Annotated in this window: 14 protein-coding genes; 9 read left to right on the plus strand and 5 right to left on the minus strand. The window is 67.1% G+C overall.

The window, feature by feature from the left end; genetic code table 11:
• Positions 1-40 precede the first annotated feature (40 nt).
• The 5 genes from V5740_RS02275 to V5740_RS02295 all read left to right on the plus strand — a co-directional run bounded on the left by V5740_RS02275 (position 41) and on the right by V5740_RS02295 (position 7,300).
• Positions 41-3,004, plus strand: a complete 2,964-nt coding sequence (locus tag V5740_RS02275; RefSeq protein WP_347303473.1) for a TonB-dependent receptor — start codon at positions 41-43, stop codon at positions 3,002-3,004.
• Positions 3,005-3,245: 241 nt separating this feature from the next.
• Positions 3,246-3,728, plus strand: coding sequence for an Rrf2 family transcriptional regulator (locus tag V5740_RS02280; protein WP_347303474.1), 483 nt, complete (start codon positions 3,246-3,248; stop codon positions 3,726-3,728).
• Between the two features lie 65 nt (positions 3,729-3,793).
• Positions 3,794-3,958: a YezD family protein gene (locus V5740_RS02285; protein ID WP_347303475.1), complete on the plus strand. Its 165-nt coding sequence runs from the start codon at positions 3,794-3,796 to the stop codon at positions 3,956-3,958.
• A 74-nt stretch (positions 3,959-4,032) separates the two neighbouring features.
• Positions 4,033-6,483, plus strand: a complete 2,451-nt coding sequence (locus tag V5740_RS02290) for a TonB-dependent receptor (protein WP_347303476.1) — start codon at positions 4,033-4,035, stop codon at positions 6,481-6,483.
• A gap of 73 nt (positions 6,484-6,556) precedes the next feature.
• A complete protein-coding gene (locus tag V5740_RS02295) occupies positions 6,557-7,300 on the plus strand; it encodes an SDR family NAD(P)-dependent oxidoreductase (RefSeq protein WP_347303477.1) in 744 nt (247 codons plus the stop codon).
• A 6-nt stretch (positions 7,301-7,306) separates the two neighbouring features.
• Here the strand turns inward: V5740_RS02295 and V5740_RS02300 are convergent, their stop codons facing one another.
• From V5740_RS02300 to V5740_RS02315, 4 genes are read right to left on the minus strand one after another with little or no spacing between them, the layout of a single operon-like run.
• Complete coding sequence (locus V5740_RS02300) at positions 7,307-8,215, minus strand: transglutaminase family protein (RefSeq protein ID WP_347303478.1); 909 nt, start codon at positions 8,213-8,215, stop codon at positions 7,307-7,309.
• Positions 8,212-10,710: a circularly permuted type 2 ATP-grasp protein gene (locus tag V5740_RS02305; RefSeq protein ID WP_347303479.1), complete on the minus strand. Its 2,499-nt coding sequence runs from the start codon at positions 10,708-10,710 to the stop codon at positions 8,212-8,214. The genes V5740_RS02300 and V5740_RS02305 overlap by 4 nt, the downstream gene beginning before the upstream one ends.
• A gap of 36 nt (positions 10,711-10,746) precedes the next feature.
• Entirely contained in the window at positions 10,747-11,874 is a 1,128-nt protein-coding gene (locus V5740_RS02310; RefSeq protein WP_347303480.1) for an acyltransferase, read from the minus strand.
• Between the two features lie 31 nt (positions 11,875-11,905).
• Positions 11,906-15,283 carry a transglutaminase family protein gene (locus V5740_RS02315; RefSeq protein WP_347303481.1) on the minus strand — a complete coding sequence of 1,126 codons (3,378 nt, stop codon included), beginning with the start codon at positions 15,281-15,283 and terminating at the stop codon, positions 11,906-11,908.
• 385 nt (positions 15,284-15,668) lie between these two features.
• On the opposite strand from V5740_RS02315, the gene rpsM reads away from it, so the two are divergent.
• The 4 genes from rpsM to rplQ all read left to right on the plus strand — a co-directional run bounded on the left by rpsM (position 15,669) and on the right by rplQ (position 18,336).
• Positions 15,669-16,037, plus strand: a complete 369-nt coding sequence (rpsM, locus tag V5740_RS02320) for a 30S ribosomal protein S13 (RefSeq protein WP_347303482.1) — start codon at positions 15,669-15,671, stop codon at positions 16,035-16,037.
• A gap of 68 nt (positions 16,038-16,105) precedes the next feature.
• A complete protein-coding gene (gene rpsK, locus V5740_RS02325) occupies positions 16,106-16,495 on the plus strand; it encodes a 30S ribosomal protein S11 (RefSeq protein WP_119082761.1) in 390 nt (129 codons plus the stop codon).
• Positions 16,496-16,610: 115 nt separating this feature from the next.
• Complete coding sequence (locus V5740_RS02330) at positions 16,611-17,675, plus strand: DNA-directed RNA polymerase subunit alpha (protein WP_347303483.1); 1,065 nt, start codon at positions 16,611-16,613, stop codon at positions 17,673-17,675.
• A 241-nt stretch (positions 17,676-17,916) separates the two neighbouring features.
• A complete protein-coding gene (gene rplQ / locus V5740_RS02335; RefSeq protein WP_347303484.1) occupies positions 17,917-18,336 on the plus strand; it encodes a 50S ribosomal protein L17 in 420 nt (139 codons plus the stop codon).
• A gap of 75 nt (positions 18,337-18,411) precedes the next feature.
• Here the strand turns inward: rplQ and V5740_RS02340 are convergent, their stop codons facing one another.
• On the minus strand, positions 18,412-20,076 hold the full coding sequence (locus V5740_RS02340; RefSeq protein WP_347303485.1) for a formate--tetrahydrofolate ligase: 1,665 nt from the start codon (positions 20,074-20,076) through the stop codon (positions 18,412-18,414).
• Between the last annotated feature and the right edge of the window lie 59 nt (positions 20,077-20,135).

The raw sequence follows: 20,135 nt of genomic DNA on the forward strand, positions 1-20,135 counted from the left end.
CAGTATCGGGCGTGCGCACGTGTTTTGGGGCAATGTTGACATGATGATCTATCGGCTGCTGGCGACGGCGTGCCTGCCGGCGGTGGCGCTTGGCGCGATCCCTGCGGCTGCGCAGGAGACCACGGGCGAGGCGATCGTCGTGACGGGCACCCTGATCCGTGGCGATGCCGGCGGGGTCGCCCCCGTGCAGGTCTGGCGGGCGGAGGATCTGGCGGCGCAAGGCTCACCGACATTGCTCGAATTCACGCGCCTGTTGCCTGTGTCGAGCGGAGTGCTGGGCGATTCCGCGCAATTCGACAGTCGCAGCCAGTTCGCGGAGGGCAGCGCATCCGTGAACCTGCGAGGCCTTGGCCCGCAGCGCACGCTGGTGCTGCTGAACGGCCGCCGCCTGGCGCAGAGCGGATCGGGCAACGTGCCCTATGTCGATGTGAACCTGCTGCCTGCGGATGCGCTGGACCGGATCGAGGTGCTGACAGATGGCGGGGCCACCACCTATGGTTCTGACGCGATCGGTGGCGTGGTGAACTTCATCACCCGCACGGATCAGCAGGGTTTCACCGCATCTGCCGCCTACCGCTTGATCGACGGTTCGGACGGTGACGTGAACGGCGCACTGGCGTGGGGCGGGCGGATCGGACCGGTGCGCGCGTTTCTTTCGGCAGGTTACCAGCGCCGCAGCGAGTTGATGGCCGGCGATCGCCGTGCGGTGCTGCGACCCTTTGCCGAGAACCCGCAGGGCGGGTGGACCGGCGGCGGCAATCCCGGCAACTTCGATTGGGACGGGCCGCTGAACGGCACTGCCTTCACCGCGGATGAGGGATGCGAGGGGCTGGGCGGGTTCCGCTCCCTGCCGGGCAGCAATGCCGACCTGTGCTCCACCAACTTCCTTGGTTTCACCAATGTGGTGGAGCCGGAGGAACGGTACCAGTTGTTCGCCGATCTCTCGCTCGATCTCGGCCCGGCGGCGGAGTTGCGGCTGACGGGGCTGTATGGCCGCACCACCACGACGCTGGCCACCTCGCCATCCTTCCTGCCGACAGTGGCGCCGTCCGGCAATGCGGCATTCGGCGGGGGCGGGCTGTTCGTGATCCCGGCTTACGCCCCGACGCTGCAGGATTACTGCGCGCGGTTCGGTGCGGCCGCCGGCTGTGCGCCCGGGCAGCCGGCACTGGCCTTTCCCGTCCGGTTCCGCCCGCTGCTGAGCGGTGGCAACCCGCTGTACGACAATGCCCGCCACACCGCCAAGCAGCCGCGCGATGCGGACATGTACCAGGCGAGCGCCGAACTTGGCTGGCAGGTGGGGCGCGATCTGCGCCTGACGGCGAGCGCCACCTACAGCGAATACGATCGGCGGTTTGCCGTTGGGGACAGCTTCGTGGACCTGCTGCAGAATGCGCTGGCAGGTTTCGGCGGGCCCGACTGCGCCTATGCCAGCCCGGCCAGTCGCGCGGGATTATCAGCCGGGCAGCTTGCCGAGATCGCGGGAACACGCGGGTGCAGTTACTTCAATCCGTTCTCCACCGCGATAGCCGCCAACACGGTCACCAGCGTCGCCAATCCAAATTTCGGTGGGGTGGCGCTGTCCAATGACATAGCCACGATCGACCAGATCTACGACCTGTCATGGCGGGTCGCGAACACGCAGGCATTCGTGGCGGACGTGATGCTGGCTGGCAGTGCCGGTATCGCGCTGCCGGGCGGCGAGGTGGAGTTTGCCGCCGGTGCGCAGTTCCGCCGCGACCGATATGCCCGGCGCTATACCGGCGGCAACAGCCTGGACCTTTATCCTTGCCCCGGTTCGGTGCTGGACCCGGCAGCGACCTGTGCGGTGGAGACGGGCGCTCTGGGCTTCATAGGATCTAACCGGGACATCGCCGCTGCAGACAAGGTGTGGGCCGGCTTTGCCGAAGCACGCCTGCCCGTGCTGCCGGACGTGCAGGTGCAGCTGTCCGCCCGGTATGAACGCTACGGCACGAGCGGGGGCGACACCTTCGATCCGCAGGCGCGGGTCCGGTGGGAGATGCTGCCGGGGGTCGCCATTCGGGCGGGCATCGGCTCCACCTTCCGCGCCGCGCCGCCGCAGAGCCGGCTGGTCGATCAGGTCGCCCTGACCCTGATCGGCAGCGCGCTGCGTGCGGTGGACGTGCGCGGCGATCCTGCGCTGGCGCCGGAGAGCGCGACCACCTGGAGCACGGGCGTCGACATCGCCCGCGGCGGCTTCACCGCCACCGTGGGATACTGGCGATATGACGTAAGCGGCGCGATCGAGGCGGAGCCGGTTGCCGGCATCGTCAATGCCCTGTTCGGCGGCAGCGGAACCGCCAATTGCAGCAATCCCGCCTATGCCGCATTGCAGGCGCGCTTCACCTTTTCAGGCGGGCAGTGCGGCATCAACAATGTGCAGCGCCTGTCCACGCGGGCGATCAACACCGGTGCGATCGACACCAGCGGCATCGATGCCAGTGCGGCCTACACCTTCGCCATCAGCAACCGGTGGCAGATGGAGGCGGGGGGCACCGGCACTTATACCTTCGAGTATCAGGTGGACGCGCTATCGGTAGAAGGGGTTGCGGTGCAGCCGGCGTTCGATGCCGCGGGTCAGCTCAACTTCCAGACCACCGCCTACCCCCTGCCGCAGTTGAAGGGTTCGGCCTGGCTGCAGGGCATGCACGAAGGGCGGAGCGGCGGGCACCTGCTGCGGCTGCAGGTCAATCATATCGCCGGCTATGACGATGCGCGGGGGGCTGCCATCTTCGGACCGAACACCGCTTCGCTGGCCGGGCAGAGCGTCACCGCCGGCAAACGCATCAAGCCCTGGACGACAGTGGATGCGATCTGGCGCTGGACGCTGCCGACGAAGCAGGGGGATACAGTGCTGTCGCTGGCGGTCGTCAACCTGGCCGATTCGATGCCGCCGCTGGCGCGGATCGACCAGAACTTCGACCCCTTCACCCACAATGCGCTGGGTCGCACGGTGAAGCTGGGGGTGGCGCAGGCGTTCTGAACAGGGGATCGAACGCTGGAAGTTGACACTAAGTTGACACCTCCCGCACTCAGCCCGGCCCGTCATCCCGATCGGTGACGGACGGGCTGCCTGGGGGCGGGCAATGGCGGGTCGGTGGGCGATGCATGGGATCGTCCAGCCATAGAGCGGGGCATGTAGGAAAGCGGTTTCGCCGAACTTGTCACCTCCGCCACGTCGCCCTTGCCGATCACGCCGGCGACGCGCATCAAGGCTGCTCGTCATGCTGTCGCAAAAAACCCGCTATGCCATCCGTGCCATGCAGCATCTGGCTGATCGCCATGGCGATGGGCCCGTCCAACTGGCGGAGATCGCCGCGGCCCAGAACATCCCCACCAAGTTCCTGACTACGATCCTGTCCGAACTGTCCCGGTACGGTCTGGTCAGCAGCAAGCGGGGCAAGGTGGGTGGTTATTGGCTGGCCATCCCACCGGTCGATATCACCTATGGCGACCTGATCCGCCTGATGCGCGGGTCCCTGGCGTTGGTCCCGTGCGCAAGCCGGTTCGCGCATGAGAAGTGCAGCCATTGCCTGGCGGAAGGGGAGTGCCGGACCCGTGCGCTGATGCTGGAAGTGAGGGATCGCACAGCGGAGATCCTGGACAGCATCCGCCTGTCGGACGCGATCGACCTGGTGCCCGCCTTCGACAATGACGACGTGCCCGATCGACCGGCCGCAGCAAAGCTTCGCTTGGGCGAAGAGTAGCGGAAGGTTATTGTCTACCAGCTGAGTTGAGATAGAAAGCTCCCCATCGAAGCAGGAGCAATCCGATGGGCACACGTTCCGACCAAATCCCTTCGCAGGATCGAAGCGATGCAATGGCCACGGTGGCCGACGCACTTGGTCGCCTGCGCTACGGCGTGATCCAGCTGACCGTACATGACGGCAAGCTGATGCAGATCGACGTTACCGAACGGCGCCGTTTCGCCGGCTGAGCCGGCCACGCCCGATAACCACCAGTGATCAGACCGGACCACCGGATGCATCTCCACCTTACGAAAGCGAGACCATGCATCCCCAATCCGTTGCGCTGCTGCTGGCGGCGACATCCCTGCTTGCCGTCAATCCTGTCCGTGCGCAGGAGGTCGATCCCGGTTCGCGGCAAGGCGCGACACCGCCGTCAGTAGGTACCGGCGCGCGCGATGCGCCGGCGCCGGAGATCGTGGTCACGGCCCGCCGCCGGCAGGAAACCGCGCAGCAGGTGCCGCTGGCGATCAGCGTGGTGGATGCGGACAAGATCGACAATACCGGCGCCTTCAACGTGGGCCGGCTGCAGCAGCTGGTCCCGTCACTGAACTTCTACAGTTCCAACCCACGCAACTCTGCGGTGAACATCCGCGGCATCGGCGTGCCGTTCGGACTTACCAACGATGGCTTCGACCAGGGCGTCGGCATTTATGTCGACGATGTCTATTACAACCGCGTCGCCTCCGCCACGTTCGACTTCCTGGATGTGGCGCAGATCGAGGTGCTGCGCGGGCCGCAGGGCACCCTGTATGGCAAGAACACCACGGCGGGTGCGATCAACATCACCACCCGCCAGCCGACCTTCGATTTCGAGGGCCGGGCCGAGGTGTCGATCGGCAATCTGGGCTTCACGCAGGCAAAGGCGAGCGTTTCCGGTCCGTTGAGCGAGAATGTGGCGGCGCGCATCGCCTTTTCCGGCACCGACCGTCGCGGCACGATCCGCAATGTGCGAACCGGTGCGTGGATCAACGAACAGGACAATCTGGGCATTCGCGGGCAGATCCTGTGGGAACCGTCCGCCACCGTGGAGGTGACGCTTGCGGGCGATTACAGCACGCAGGACCCGGAATGCTGCGGCACGGTGTTCGTCCGCACCGGTGCGACGCAGCGCGCGCTGAACCGGCAATATGCCGCGCTCGCCGCCGCGCAGAATTATCAGGTGGTCAGCACCAATCCGTTCGACCGGCGGACCGATATCGATGCCAACCTCAATGCCGGCAACACCATCGCCGGCGCATCCGCCCGCATCCGCTGGGACACCGGCTGGGGCGAGCTGACCAGCATCACCGCATGGCGGCTGTGGGACTGGTTGCCGGAGAACGACCGCGACTTCACCGGCCTGCCGATCACCAGTGTCTCGCAGAACCCGAGCCAGCAGAACCAGTGGACGCAGGAACTGCGCTTCAACCACGATGGCGATGGCATCGACTTCCTGCTGGGCGCGTTCGCGTTCTACCAGGAGGTGCGCACGCAAGGTACGCAGGCGCAAGGATCGGCGGCCAGCGCGTGGCTGCTGGCGCCCTCCAGCGCGCTGTCGCGCGACCCCAGCGTACTGAACGGTCTGACTGCGACCAACGACATCCGGCTGGACAACCTGTCTCTGGCCGTGTTCGGCCAGGCGAGTTTCGAGCTGACAGACAGCCTCAGCATCCAGCCCGGTGTACGGCTGAACTACGACAAGAAGGACGGCCTCTACAATTCGGTCGTCACCAATGGCTCGGGTCAGCTGGTGACGTTCACCAGCACCGATCCGCGGATCGTGGCCCAGCGCGGCGTGCTGGCGCCGCAATTCTTCGAGCCTGAGTTCGACGACTGGAACGTCAGCTACGACGTGACGCTCGCCTACGCGATCACGCCCGACATCCGGGCCCATGCAACCTATGCCCGCACCTTCAAGCCGGGCGGCGTCAACCTGAACGGCGTGCCCAACGATGCGGCGGGCAATCCGGTTCTGGAGGTGGGCGCCGTCGATCCGGAACGGGTGAGCCATTACGAAATCGGCCTGAAGAGCCAGTTCCTGGACGGACGCGCCACGGTGAACCTGGCCGCGTTCCGCACCGACATCCGCGATTATCAGGCGCAGGTGGTGAACGGGCAGACCGGCGTGCTGCGCGGGTATCTCGCCAACGCGGATGCCGTGCGCACACAGGGGATCGAGATCGACGCCTCGCTTCGCCCCTCCGCCCGGTTCAACACCTACATCAGCGGTGCGTACACCGATGCAACCTATCGCTCCTTCCCCGATGCGCCGTGCCCACCGGAGCTGTCGGGTGGTACCACCGTCGGGGCCGGGCAGTCGCCTTCCGCACCGGGGACGCCGGGCGGCCTCAGCCCGGCCAATTGCGACATCTCCGGCCAGCGTCTGCCAGGCGTGTCCAAGTATGCGCTGTCCTTCGGCGCGGAGGGCAACCTGCCGGTCACGCTGCTGGGGCGGGAAGGGCAGATCTACCTGGGTTATGACGGCAGCTACCGGTCCGATTTCTCGTCCAACCCATCACCATCGGCTTACACCTGGATCGACGGGTATGACCTGCATAACCTGCGCGCCGGCTTCCGCACGGATGCGGGGCTGAACACCTTCGTCTGGGTGCGTAATGCCTTTGACGAGGATTACTTCGAGCAATTGCAGGTGCCATCGGGGAATACCGGCCTGATCGTCGGCAATCCCGGTGATCCGCGCACCTGGGGCGTCACGGTCCAGGCGCAGTTCTGATCCTGCGACGAAGCGGGCGGGCACCAAGGCACGTCCGCTTCGTCTTGCCTCTGAACCGAAGCAGGAGGCTCCCATGAAACTTGATGGCAACACCATCCTCGTCACCGGCGGCGGATCGGGGATCGGGCAGGCGCTGGCGTGGCAATTTGCGGACCGCGGCAACACGGTCATCGTCGCCGGGCGCACGGAGGCAAGCCTGGCGAAGACAGTGGCGGACCGGCCGGGCATGCATACGCAGGTGCTGGACGTGGCGGATGGCGCCAGCGTGGACGCGGCGATCGACCGGTTGCGGCGTGACTTCCCGCAGATCAACATGCTGATCCACGCAGGCGGCGTGATGGAGCGCCAGGAACTCGGCAGCGGCGGCACGCTGGCGACGGCGGAGCAGGTCGTGAACATCAACCTGCTTGGCACGATGCGCATCTGCGAAGGCGTGATCCCGCTGCTGGATGGCAAGTCTGACGCGGTCATCTGCACGATGTCGAGTGGCCTCGCCTTCGTGCCGCTGCCGGCGACGCCCGCCTACAGCGCCAGCAAGGCGGGCGTGCACAGCTACTCGGTATCGCTGCGGCATCGGCTGCAGGGCCGGATCGAGGTGATCGAGATCGCGCCGCCGGCCGTGCAGACCGGCCTGACTCCGGGGCAGGAAAGCCGCGCAGGCTACATGCCGCTGGATGATTACATCGCGGAAACGATGGCGAACTTTGAACAGGTGCCAACGCCGCCTGAAAACCTGGTCCAGCGGGTGTTGCCGCTGCGTCATGCGGAACGCGACGGCAAGGTGGCCGACATGCTGCAGGCGCTGGGCAGGCTGTAGGCGGGGCTACCCGCTCCGCCGGGAAAGCGGGTGCGCGGCCGGCTCGCCTGCGGGAACGACGTCGACCCGGAAATCCGTCTGCTGCCGTGCCCGGCCGACGAAAATGCCGTTTACGGGCGCGACATCCGCATAGTCGCGCCCCATGCCCAGGAAGATGTGATCGTCCCGCGCCAGGCTGTTATTGGTGGGATCGATGCCGATCCAACCGGCATCCGGCCCGCACCAGACCGCTGCCCAGGCATGCATCGCGTCCGCCCCCACCAACCGGGGACGGCCGGGTGGAGGCAAGGTGCGCAGGTATCCGCTGACATAGGCCGCGGGAACGCCGTGCATCCGCATGGCGACGATCAGCACATGGGCGAAGTCCTGGCACACGCCCTTGCGCTGCGCGAACGCCTCCGCCGGCAGGGTGCGGGCGGTCGTGCTGCCGGAGGAATAGGCGAATTCCCGATGGATCCGCGCGGCGAGGGCGCGCGCGCCGTCCAGCACCGGCATCTCGGGCGACAGGTCGGCAGCGGCCCAACTGCCGATCGTCTCATCCAAGGGAGTCATCGGTCCGCCGTACAGGTACGGCGCAGGGGCCAGCGGATCGAGCCTGCGCGTGGTGGCGGCGAGTTCCGGTATCCGCCCGATCGCGGGCGTGGCTGACGGAACGGGCGGCGGATGGATGTCGGCCGTGAACTCGGTCACGATGCGCAATGTCTCGACCGGCTGATCGTATCGCACTGCCGTGACATGGGTGAGGTAAGGTCCCGGTGCGTCCGCCCGCCATGCCGGCTGGGGATCGATCGTCATGGAAAAGCCGCTGATCGTCTGTCCCGGCCACCCGACCGGCTTCAGGCGCAGGTTGAGTCGGGCATCGGAGATGCTGCCGCGGTAGAACAGCCGCGTATCCTGCCGTACGCTATACCTCACCCCAGCAGCATCTCGCGTTCCGGCCGGCGTAGCACCTCCTGCTGCAGGAAGAACCGCTTTCCGATGGCGTTGGACAGCACCGCCAGGCTGTCGAGCAGATCGCCGATTACCGCGGGCGTCACATCCTCCGCCTCCAGCGCCTCCACCCTGGCATGCAACTGGCGCGCGAGCCGCAATGGCAGGTCGGCGCGACCTGAATGGCGCAGATGAGGCAGCGCCTCCATGTGCTGGACCAGACGGCGGGTCTGGAAGATCGCCCCGCGCGGCTGTTCGGGGTCGAGCAGCACGATGTCGATCACCGGCACGGGGAACGGCCGGGTCATGTAGCGGCTGATATACAGCGCCTCCGCATCGGCGAGGTCCAGCAAGGCGCCCAGATCGTCGCCGCTGGGTTCCGCCGGGAGCAGGGCGTCCGTCGCCTGCAGGATGAGCGATGCGCGTTCCAGGCACAGCCCGGTGTCGAGGAAGCGCCATGCATCGGCGCGGCTCAGCGTATCGGCGATCAGGCGCTGCACCGCCGCCCCGCGTTCGATCGCCGCTTCCGCCGCGGCGATCAGGGATTCGGCATTGCCGGGCACGAATGGGGCGAGCGGCCGGTTCAGCGCACGCCAGCTGTCCCGGCTCAGCCGGTCGCGCAGCAGCAATGCCAGCGAGCGCATCCGCTCGTCCAAGGCCGCGACCGAGCCGTAGGCGGTCGTGTCGCCCAATGCGGCGGCGGCGATATCGAGCACCGGTGCCTGGGCGTTGCCGCCGGGTGCCGCACCCCACCGGGCCAGCAGACGGCACAGCCGCTCCACCGTGCCCATGGCCGACGGGTCGGCGGCGAGGTCGCCGGCGCTCTGCAGCAGCGTGCGCGCGGCGCGGGCGGTCTGCTGGCAGCGTTCGGCATAGCGGCCGAACCAGAACAGATTGTCGGCCGCCTGGCTGGGCAGCAGACCGGCGCCGCGCCGGACGCTGGGTGCCTCCTCCGGCGCGGAGACGGTCATAGGCGGACTGGGTGCGGCAGCCGCCGCGGGATCGACGATGCACACGTCGGCGGACAGGTCGCCCTGGCCCATAAGCCAGGTGCGCAGTTCGCCGCTCTGCGAAATACGGCCCAGTCCGCCGGGCAGCACGGTCCACGCGCCCGCCGCATCCCGCGCCAGGAAAGCACGCAGGGTGAAGCCGCGCGGCTCCAGTCGATTGCCAACGAGACACGGCGTGGTGGAAACCTGAATGATCTCCTGCGCGGTGTAGTCCATCGCGCGCCTGCGCATCGCTTCGGCCAGCTGGGCGCGCTCCTCCACCGTCAGGCTGCTCCCCTGGCGGGTGGCTCCTTCCGGCAGCAGCGCGACCGGCGTGCGGAAGGAGGAGGACAGGACCAGTTCGTCCAGATGCTCCAGAACGTAATCCCGTTCTGCCGGGCCGCCGCACCACCAGGTGGCGGCATTGGGCAGCAGCAGCGGTTCGCCCCGCAGTTCGTGGCACAGACGCGGGATGAAGGCGGACATGGCGCGCGATTCCACCACGCCGCCACCCATCCAGTTGGCCACGGCGAGCTGCCCGCTCTCGCAGGCGGACAGGAGGCCAGGGACGCCGATGCCACTACGAGTGTCGAAGTTCAGCGGATCGATCGAATGCGTGTTGATCCAGCGCCACAGCGCATCGATCCGCTTCAGTCCGGCGATGGTGCGGACAAACAGCTGCCCGTCGCGCACCACCAGGTCGCGCCCTTCCACCAGGGAGAAGCCCAGATGCCGGGCGAGGTAGGCCTGTTCCGGGTAAGACTGGCTGAACCGGCCGGGCGTCAGCAGCGCGACCCGCGGCTCGCTCCGCTGGCAATCGGCGGCGATGCCGGCGCGCAGCGCGGTGAAGAAGTCGTTCTGCCGGCGGGTGGCCATGCGGGCGAGGGCACCGCCGGTCGCCCGGCTCATGGCCAGGCGGTTCTCCAGCGCGTAGCCGACGCCGATGGCGAAGCGGACCCGGTCCGCCAACACCCGCCATTCGCCGGTCGGCCCACGCGCGAGGTCGATCGCCACCACCTGCAGGTGATGGCGCGGCGGCGCGATGCCGACCATGCGACGCGCGAAGTGGGGGGAGCCGGAGACCATCGCGGCCGGCAGGTGCCCCTCGCGCACCAATCGCTGCGGGCCGTAGATGTCGGCAACGATCGTTTCCAGCAGCTCGGCCCGTTGGACGAGGCCGGCGGCAATGCCGCGCCATTCCGCGGCGCCGATCACGATCGGCACCGGGCCGAGCGGCCAGGACCGTTCCTGCTCATCCCCGGTCAGGCGGAAGGCGATACCCAATTCCGCGACATGGCGGTCGATCTGCGCCTGTGCCGCGGCAAGATCGCCGTCACCCTGTTGCGCCAGGGTGCTGACGAAGCCGCGCCACGCCTCCGCCACCGACAACGGCGAGGCGGCGAACAGGTCGCTTTGCTGGTTGCCGGAATACCAGGCGAGCGGATCGGTGCCGGGTTCCTGACCGAACAGATCGACACCCAGGCTGGCCATGCGCTTCCCAAACTCCCGTTGTTGAAGCCGGCAGGCTTACCGGGGCTGGCCTAACGCTTCCGTTTCGGGGTGACTACGCAATTCTGGCCGCTCGGTGCCCTGCGGGTACGGCACCCGGGCCTTCAGCCGCAGCATCGGCTGTTCCAGCCAGCGCCACGACAAGGCGGCGAGGGCAATGCTGGCGCCACCGACGACCAGCAGGACGATCCAGCCGCGCCCGTGGCCGGTCAGCCAGATGCAGGCGAGCAGCAGGTAGATATGGTACAGGTAGATGCCATAGCTGCGCCGCCCCACCCAGACGAGCAGCCGGTTGCCAAGCAGCCGTTCCGCCAACCCGAAAGGAGCGTGGCGGGCGAACAGCAGCACCGCGACGTAAAAGGCGGCGGACAGCGGCTGGATCACCGCCACGCCGACGGCGTCGATCAGGATGCCGACCAGCGGCCAGCCCCAGTCGAGCCCGATCGTAAGCGGCGACAGCGCGATGCCGACGATGCAGACAGGCACCAGCCACCAGGCTGACATGCGGCCATGCCGTTCGGCAAAGGCGAGCAGCGCCCCGGCGCCGAGCACGTCGAACTGCGCCGGCAGCAGGATCATCGGCCCCGGTTCCTGAAATATCTCGGCCGGCGTGAGGCTGGCCATGTAGGCCATGCAGAGCAGCGGCAGGCTGGCGATCGCCCAGCCGATGGCCCACCGGGGCAGCAGCAGGATCAGCAGCGGCCAGACAAGATAGAATTGCTCCTCCACCGCCAGCGTCCAGAGATGGCCGACCGCCTCCGGCTCCCACACGCCGAACATGGCGAGCTGGAAATTGGTGGCGAACACCAGATGCCACAGCGCCGTCTCGCGCACACCCTGCGCACCGACGAGCATCGCCGCCAGCAGCGCCGCATAATAGGCGGGCCAGATGCGCAGGATCCGCCGGGCATAGAACGCCTTCAGGATGGCGGGCAAGCTGCCGCCCCGCTCGCGCGCGGACAGCAGGATGTGTGTGATCAGGTAGCCGCTGATGCAGAAGAACAGCCGGACACCTGCATTGGAGAAGCCGGGGACGGGTGTGACCATGTGCCCGTAGAGCACCGACAGGACGGCGAGGGCGCGCAGCCCGTCGATCGCCGGGCTGTAGGCAATGCCGGTCTGTGGCTGCGCTGCGCCTGCCCCCAAAAGCCTTGCACCCCCGTGCCGAAAACCTGCTTTACCCCCGGCGAGCCCGGCGCCGGAGGTCCAGCGTCATCGGGAACTCGCCGCCAGATTCTGCGGCGGGGATCTCCACCGGGCCGGGCGTGTGGCCATGTCCCTGGAAGCGCGCCTTGCGCCGGCTCTCAGCCTCGTAGTCGTTGACCGGCACGTCGTCATACGACCGCCCGCCGGGATGCGCGACATGGTAGACGCAGCCACCCAGGCTGCGCCCATTCCAGCTGTCCAGCACATCGAAGGTCAATGGCGGATCGGCCGGCAGCAGCGGGTGCAGGCAGGAATGCGGCGCCCACGCCTTGTAGCGGATGCCGCCCACCGCCTCGCCCGGCTGCCCCGTGGGATGCAGCGGCACGCGGCGGCCGTTGCACGCGATCACATGCCGGCCGGGCACCAGCCCCTTGGCCCGCACCTGCAGTCGTTCGGTGGAGCTGTCGACGTAGCGCACCGTGCCGCCGATCGCGCCGGTTTCGCCCAGCACATTCCATGGTTCGAGGGCGTGGCTGATCTCCAGCTCCACGCCGCCCGCCTCCACGCTGCCATGCACGGGGAAGCGGAACTGGCGCTGCGCCTCAAACCATTGCGGGTCGAAGTCGTAGCCGGCGCGGCGCAGGTCGCCCAGCACCTCCTGGAAATCGGCCCAGCAGAAATGCGGCAGCAGGAACCGGTCGTGCAGCGCGGTGCCCCAGCGGACCAGGTCGCCATCCTGCGGCTCCCGCCAGAACCAGGCGAACAGCGCCCGCAGCAGCAATTGCTGCGCCACGCTCATCTTCGCGTCCGGCGGCATCTCGAACCCGCGGAACTCGACCAAGCCGAGCCGGCCGGTCGGCCCGTCGGGCGAGTAGAGCTTGTCGATGCAGATCTCGGTCCGGTGGGTGTTGCCGGTCACATCGACCAGCATGTTGCGGAACAGCAGGTCGACGATCCACGGGAATTGGTTCGACTGGTCCGGGCCGGGCACCTGGCCGAGCGCGATCTCCAGCTCGTACAGGCTGTCGTGCCGCGCCTCGTCGATGCGGGGCGCCTGGCTGGTGGGGCCGATGAACAGGCCGGAGAACAGGTAGGACAGGGAAGGGTGCCGCTGCCAGTATAGCACGAAGCTCTTCAGCATGTCCGGGCGGCGGATGAAGGCGCTGTCGGGGAAGGTCGCCCCGCCCAGCACGATGTGGTTGCCGCCGCCGGTACCGATGGACCGGCCATCGACCATGAACTTGTCCGCCGTCAGCCCGCATTCGCGCGCCGCATCGTAGAGCTGCGTGGTGATGTCGGTCACCTCCGCGAAGCTGGCGGCCGGATGGATGTTGACCTCGATCACGCCGGGGTCGGGCGTCACCTTCAGCACATGGACGCGCGGATCGGGCGGCGGAGGGTAGCCTTCGATGCGGACGGGCAGGGCCATACGCTTCGCAGTCGCCTCGATCTCGGCGACGAGTTCGAGGAAGTCCTCCATCGCCTCGACCGGGGGGACGAACACGGACAGGTAGCTGCCGCGCGCCTCGACCGTCATGGCCGTGCGCACCGCGCCTTCGATGATGCGTTGTTCGACCAGTTCCTGCTGGTTGTTGTCCGGCCCTTCCACGCGCTGGGCGCGCTGGTTGGCAGCCCGCTCGCGGCTGTCGGTGCCAGGCTCCGCGGCCTGCGCGCGGTAATCCGCCAACGGTGCCGCCGCATCGGTGGTGACGCGCGGGTGGATGTAGGGGTAGTCGGACTTGCCGACATGCGGCAGGCTGCCAAGCGGCAGGCGATAGCCGAGCGAGGCATCGCCCGGAACGGCGAACAGGGCGTCACGTCGGACGCTCCATTGCTCGCTCTTCCACTTGCTCGTCTTGGTGGGCTCCGCCTGCCAGCGCTGGATCGGCAGCACGAAGCCGACAGGCTGGCTGAGCCCGCGGCTGAAGGTCCGCACGATCCGCGCGCGTTCTTCCGGATCGTCGATCTTGGGATCGGCGGCGGTGACGTTGACCGGCAGCTCGCCCTCGCGCTCGATCCAGCGGACCGGGTCCTCGTAGACCGGCCGAACGTAATCGCCTTCAAGGCCGAGGGCACCGGCGGTCTGTTCCAGGAACGCCTCCGCCTGCGCCGGGCCCAGCGCGCCCTGTTCGACCGTGTTGTCGCCGGTCAGTTCGCTGCTGTCGGCAAAGGCGATCAGTCCTTCATCCTGCCACAGCGGCGTGCCGTCCTTGCGCCAGTAGAGCGAAAAGCCCCAGCGCGGCAGGCTTTCGCCCGGGTACCACTTGCCCTGTCCGTGATGCAGCAACGCCCCGGGCGCGAACCGGCGGCGAAGGTTGCGGATCAGCCGGTCGGCATAGATCGCCTTGGTCGGTCCGACAGCCTCCCCGTTCCATTCCGCCGCCTCCGGATCATCGGCGGCGACGAAGGTGGGTTCGCCGCCCATGGTCAGCCGGCAATCGCCCGCTTCCAGATCGGCATCCACCCGCGCGCCGAGATCGAGCAGCGCCTGCCAGCGGGCATCGGTGAACGGCTTGGTGATGCGCACCGCCTCGTGCACGCGGTCCACCCGCATGGCGAATTCGAAGTCGGTATGCGCCGCCTCCAGCAGCACGCCCGACACCGGCGCGGCGGAGCGGAAATGCGGCGTCGCGGCGAGCGGGATGTGCCCTTCGCCCGCGAACAGGCCGCTAGTGGGGTCGAGCCCGATCCACCCCGCGCCGGGCACGTAGACCTCCGCCCAGGCGTGCAGGTCGGTGAAATCCTCCGCCGGACCCTTGGGTCCTTCCACCGGCTCCACATCGGCCTTCATCTGGATGAGATAGCCGGAGACGAAGCGCGCGGCATAGCCGAGCCTGCGCAACACATTGACCAGCAGCCAGCCCGAATCCCGACAGCTGCCGGTGGCCATCTGCAGCGTCTGCTCCGGCGTCTGCACGCCGGCCTCCATCCGCACGGTGTACCCGATCCGCTGCTCCACCGCGCGGTTCAGCGCCACCAGGAAGTCGATCGTGCGGCCCGTCCAGCCGCGGAATTCAGCCACCAGCGCACCGAACAAAGGCCCATCGCCCTCGTCGGCGAAATAGGCGGTCAGCTCCTCGCGCAGGTCAGGCGCATAGGTGAAGGGCACCTGCTCGGCGCTCTCCTCCACGAAGAAGTCGAACGGGTTGATGACGGCGAGGTCCGCCAGCAAGTCCACGGAGATGGACATGTGGCTGACCGGCTCCGGAAAGACGATCCGCGCCAGCCAGTTGCCGTGCGGGTCCTGCTGCCAATTCAGGAAGTGGTTCGCCGGCTCGATCTTGAGCGAATAGTTCGGCACCGGGGTGCGGGTATGCGGGGCGGGACGCAGGCGGATGACCTGCGGACCGAGGCGGACGGGCCGGTCGTAGCGATACGACGTGGCATGGTGCAGTGCAGCGCGGATCACGGGACGGTTCTAGTCCCGCCATCAGCCATGGCAAGGGCGGCTGCCGCACGGTGGGCCATACCGCTGCGCAGCCAGGGGGCTGGGCCGCCCTCCTTTGACCTTCGCGGCCAGCTGCGCTATATCCCGTACCGCGCTGGCGGGTCGCGCAGCGACCATCGAAGGCAGGCCGTTTACGGCATGTTGACGCGCGCGGCGAATCGCCGTAAGCGCGCATTTCATTCGCTTAATCGGGGACGTTCAACTGACAGGCAGCGATGATGCATGCCGGTCGGTTGTCTTGTTCGTTTCGGGCACTTGCCCTCTCCCGTGCCGGCGGATGCAACCGCGATGAGATGGGGTCCCGCGCCGTCAGGCCGGCTACCCTGTGGAGCATGGAGAACAAGTTTTGGCTCGTATTGCCGGGGTAAACATCCCCACCAACAAGCGCGTAATCATCGCGCTGACCTACATCCACGGTATCGGTCCCGCCACGGCGAAGGAAATCGCCGCTAAGCTGGGCATTGACGAAGCCCGCCGCGTGCAGGACCTGTCCGATGCCGAGGTGCTGCAGATCCGTGAAGCGATCGATGCGGACTACACGGTGGAAGGCGACCTGCGCCGCAACACCGCCATGAACATCAAGCGCCTGATGGACCTCGCCTGCTATCGCGGCCTGCGTCACCGCAAGGGCCTGCCCGTCCGTGGCCAGCGCACGCACACCAATGCCCGCACCCGCAAGGGCAAGGCCAAGCCGATCGCCGGCAAGAAGAAGTAAGCCGTCGCGGGCCCGCGCAACTCGCGGGCCGCGCGCTTTCTTGACGAGACAGACAGGACACCCAATCTATGGCACGCGAACCTCAGCGCCTTCGTCGGCGGGAACGCAAGAACATCTCTTCCGGCGTCGCTCACGTGAACGCCAGCTTCAACAATACCATGATCACCATCACCGACGCGCAGGGCAATGCGATCAGCTGGTCTTCGGCCGGCATGATGGGCTTCAAGGGCAGCCGCAAGTCGACGCCCTACGCCGCGCAGGTCGCTGCCGACGATGCCGGCAAGAAGGCCGCCGAACATGGCGTCCGCACGCTGGAAGTGGAGATCAAGGGACCGGGTTCGGGCCGCGAAAGCGCCCTGCGCGCGCTGCAGGCGGTGGGTTTCACCATCACCTCAATCCGCGACGTGACCCCGATCCCGCACAACGGCGTGCGCCCGTCCAAGCGTCGCCGCGTCTGATCGTGTTGTCCGGTCGGCCGTTCGCCGGTCGCCGGGCACACCCTTTGCACGGCCGCGACGCTTTCCCGGCGTCTGCGGCCGTTGCCGCCAGCACCAGATCATTTAGGGGAAGTCCATGTCCGTCAATGTGAAGAACTGGCAGGAACTGAAGAAGCCCAACAGCCTCGACATCAAGGCCGCCGGCGATGCCCGCCGCCGCGCCACCTTCGTGGCCGAGCCGCTTGAGCGGGGCTTCGGCCTGACGCTCGGCAATGCGCTGCGTCGGGTGCTCCTGTCCAGCCTTCAGGGCGCCGCCATCACCTCCATCCGCATCGAGAACGTGCTGCACGAATTCTCCAGCCTCGCCGGCGTGCGCGAGGATGTGACCGACATCGTGCTGAACGTGAAGCAGATCGCGTTGAAGATGGAGGGCGAGGGCCCGAAGCGCCTGCAGCTGTCCGCCACCGGTCCGGCCGAGGTGAAGGCCGGCGACATCGCCGTCACCGGCGACATCGAGGTGATGAACAAGGATCTGGTGATCTGCCATCTGGACGAAGGTGCGACGCTCAACATGGAGCTGACCGCCGACGTGGGCAAGGGCTACGTCCCTGCGGTGCAGAACCGTCCTATCGATGCGCCCATCGGCCTGATCCCGGTGGACTCGCTGTATTCGCCGATCCGCCAGGTCAGCTACAAGATCGACAATGCCCGCGTCGGGCAGGAACTCGACTATGACAAGTTGAACCTGACGGTCGAGACCGACGGTACGGTGACGCCGGAAGATGCCGTGGCCTACGCCGCGCGCATCCTGCAGGATCAGCTGCAGCTGTTCGTCCACTTCGAGGAAGGCCTGCCGCAGGCCTCCGCGCCGATGGTCGGCGGCGGCGGCATGATGGTGCCGGCGGAAGAGAGCGACACCAACCAGCTCAACCGTTACCTGCTGAAGAAGGTGGACGAGCTGGAGCTGTCGGTCCGTTCGGCCAACTGCCTGAAGAACGACAATATCATCTATATCGGCGATCTGGTGCAGAAGACCGAGGCGGAGATGCTGCGTACGCCGAATTTCGGCCGCAAGTCGCTGAACGAGATCAAGGAAGTTCTGTCCGGCATGGGCCTGCGTCTCGGCATGGACATTCCCGGCTGGCCGCCCGAGAACATCGAGGAAATGGCCAAGAAGCTGGAGCAGGAGCTTCTCGGCTAAAGCCGCGAAGCGGCCGCGCGCTACCAAGCAACGTTCTGCGCAGCAGAACGGTAGCTTGGCAGCGAACAGCGGCCTGCCCGGCCAGCGGCGCGCAAGCGCCGTCTGACTTCACGGGATTTACTCCCGTGACGGCTGGCTTTGGCAAAGCATCTGAGTAACAGGGTGATAGGCAGCGACCCTTCCAAACCGCTGCCAGGACCGGGCTACCTGAAACGGGCCCCCTACGAACGGAGTACAAAACATGCGTCACGGCATTTCCGGCCGCAAGCTGCAGCGCAAGTCCGGCCACCGCGCCGCCCTGCTGCGCAACATGGCCGCCGCGCTGATCAAGCACGAGCAGATCACCACCACGGTCCCCAAGGCCAAGGAACTGCGCCCCTATGTCGAGAAGCTGATCACGCTCGCCAAGCGTGGTGGCCTGTCCAACCGTCGTCTGGCCCATGCCCGCCTGATGGACGAGACGCAGGAGCGCAAGCTGTTCGCCGCTCTGGCAGAGCGTTATGCCGGCCGCGAGGGTGGCTATACCCGCATCATCAAGGCCGGCTTCCGCGCCAGCGACGCGGCACCGATGGCGATCATCGAGCTGGTCGACCGCGACGTGGATGCCAAGGGTCAGGACAGCGGCCCGGTGCAGAATGCCGACGAGTTCGAGGAAGCCTGAGGCTCCCTCCTTCCTTCATCTGAAAAGGGGCGCCCGCAACGGCGCCCCTTTTTTGTTCGTGCTGTAAACTGGCGGTCAGAATAGCCCTTCTATCTGGCCATTGTCGTCCAGGTAGATGCCCTCTGCGCTTGGCACCTTCGGCAGGCCGGGCATCGTCATGATCTCGCCGCAGATCGCCACCACGAAGCCGGCGCCGGCCGACAGGCGCACCTCGCGCACGGCGATCTCGTGCCCGTCCGGCGCACCCATGGCGGTGGGATCGGTGGAGAAGCTGTACTGGGTCTTCGCCATGCAGATTGGAAACTGGCCATAACCCATCTCCTCCCACTGCCTTAGCTGCGTCCGCGCCGCCTGGGGGATGAACACGCTGCCCGCGCCGTAGATCTCGGTCGCGATGGTCTCGATCTTGGCGGCGAGCGCCATATCGTCAGAATAGAGCGGCTGAAACGCAGCGGCACCCGCATCTGCCTTGTCGGCCACGATCCGCGCCAACGCCTCCGCACCCGCGCTGCCATCGGCCCAGTGCCGGCAGATCACCGCCTCCGCACCGTAGGCGCGCGCCATTTCCTCGATCGCTGCCAGCTCCTCCGCCGTGTCGGTGTGGAAGTGATTGATGGCGATGGTGGGTGTCAGGCCGAATTTCTGCAGGTTGGCGATGTGCCGCTGCAGGTTCACCGCACCTGCGCGCACTGCCGCCACATTCGGGGTGGCGAGATCCTTCTTGGCGACGCCGCCATGCATCTTGAGTGCGCGCACCGTGGCGACCAGCACCACCGCGTCGGGCGACAGTCCACCCATGCGGCACTTGATGTCCATGAACTTCTCGGCCCCAAGATCCGCGCCGAACCCAGCCTCCGTCACCACGTAATCGGCGAGTTGCAGCGCGGTGCGAGTGGCGATCAGGCTGTTGCAGCCATGGGCGATATTGGCGAACGGTCCGCCATGCAGCAGTGCCGGGCGGTTCTCCAACGTCTGCACCAGGTTGGGCAGGATGGCGTCCTTCAGCAGCACCGTCATTGCGCGATCGGCTTTCAGGTCGCGGCAGAACACCGGACTGCGATCCCTGCGATAGCCGACGATGATCGCCCCCAGCCGCTGCTGCAGATCGGCGAGATCGCTGGCGAGGCACAGGATCGCCATGATCTCCGACGCGACGGTGATGTCGAAGCCGGTTTCACGCGGGAAGCCGTTGCTGACGCCGCCGAGCGGGCCGACTGTCTGCCGCAACGCCCGGTCGTTCATGTCGAGCACTCGGCGCCAGGTGACCCGGCGCAGGTCAATCTCCAGCGTGTTGCCCCAGTAGATGTGGTTGTCCAGCATGGCGGACAGCAGGTTGTGCGCGCTGGTGATTGCGTGGAAATCGCCGGTGAAGTGGAGGTTGATCTCGTCCATCGGCATGACCTGGCTCTTGCCGCCGCCCGCGCCGCCCCCCTTCACGCCGAAGCACGGCCCCAGGCTCGGCTCCCGCAGGCAGAGCATGGCCCGCTTGCCGATGCGGTGCAACGCATCCGACAGGCCGACGCTGGTGGTGGTCTTGCCTTCGCCCGCTGGCGTCGGATTGATCGCGGTGACGAGGATCAGCTTTCCTTCCCCGGATGCCGGCGGCAGGTGCGCGGTGTCGATCTTGCCTTTGAACCGACCATAGGGGATCAGCGCGTCATCGGGCAGCCCGGCGTCCGCTGCCACCTCCGCAATCGGCTTCAGCGTGGCGGCGCGGGCGATCTCGATATCGGTCGGCATGCTCTTCCCCAGTCCTTATGGCGGCGGCGTTAGACGCTGAAAGGCAGTTCTTCGCAACC

The organism is Croceibacterium sp. TMG7-5b_MA50 (assembly GCF_039830145.1).
Classification (GTDB): domain Bacteria; phylum Pseudomonadota; class Alphaproteobacteria; order Sphingomonadales; family Sphingomonadaceae; genus Croceibacterium.

Coding starts and splice junctions, on each gene's coding strand:
- V5740_RS02275 (WP_347303473.1), top strand. CDS start 41: ATGATGATCTATCGGCTGCTGGCGACGGCGTGCCTGCCGGCGGTGGCG.
- V5740_RS02280 (WP_347303474.1), top strand. CDS start 3,246: ATGCTGTCGCAAAAAACCCGCTATGCCATCCGTGCCATGCAGCATCTG.
- V5740_RS02285 (WP_347303475.1), top strand. CDS start 3,794: ATGGGCACACGTTCCGACCAAATCCCTTCGCAGGATCGAAGCGATGCA.
- V5740_RS02290 (WP_347303476.1), top strand. CDS start 4,033: ATGCATCCCCAATCCGTTGCGCTGCTGCTGGCGGCGACATCCCTGCTT.
- V5740_RS02295 (WP_347303477.1), top strand. CDS start 6,557: ATGAAACTTGATGGCAACACCATCCTCGTCACCGGCGGCGGATCGGGG.
- V5740_RS02305 (WP_347303479.1), bottom strand. CDS start 10,710: ATGGCCAGCCTGGGTGTCGATCTGTTCGGTCAGGAACCCGGCACCGAT.
- rpsK (WP_119082761.1), top strand. CDS start 16,106: ATGGCACGCGAACCTCAGCGCCTTCGTCGGCGGGAACGCAAGAACATC.
- V5740_RS02330 (WP_347303483.1), top strand. CDS start 16,611: ATGTCCGTCAATGTGAAGAACTGGCAGGAACTGAAGAAGCCCAACAGC.
- rplQ (WP_347303484.1), top strand. CDS start 17,917: ATGCGTCACGGCATTTCCGGCCGCAAGCTGCAGCGCAAGTCCGGCCAC.
- V5740_RS02340 (WP_347303485.1), bottom strand. CDS start 20,076: ATGCCGACCGATATCGAGATCGCCCGCGCCGCCACGCTGAAGCCGATT.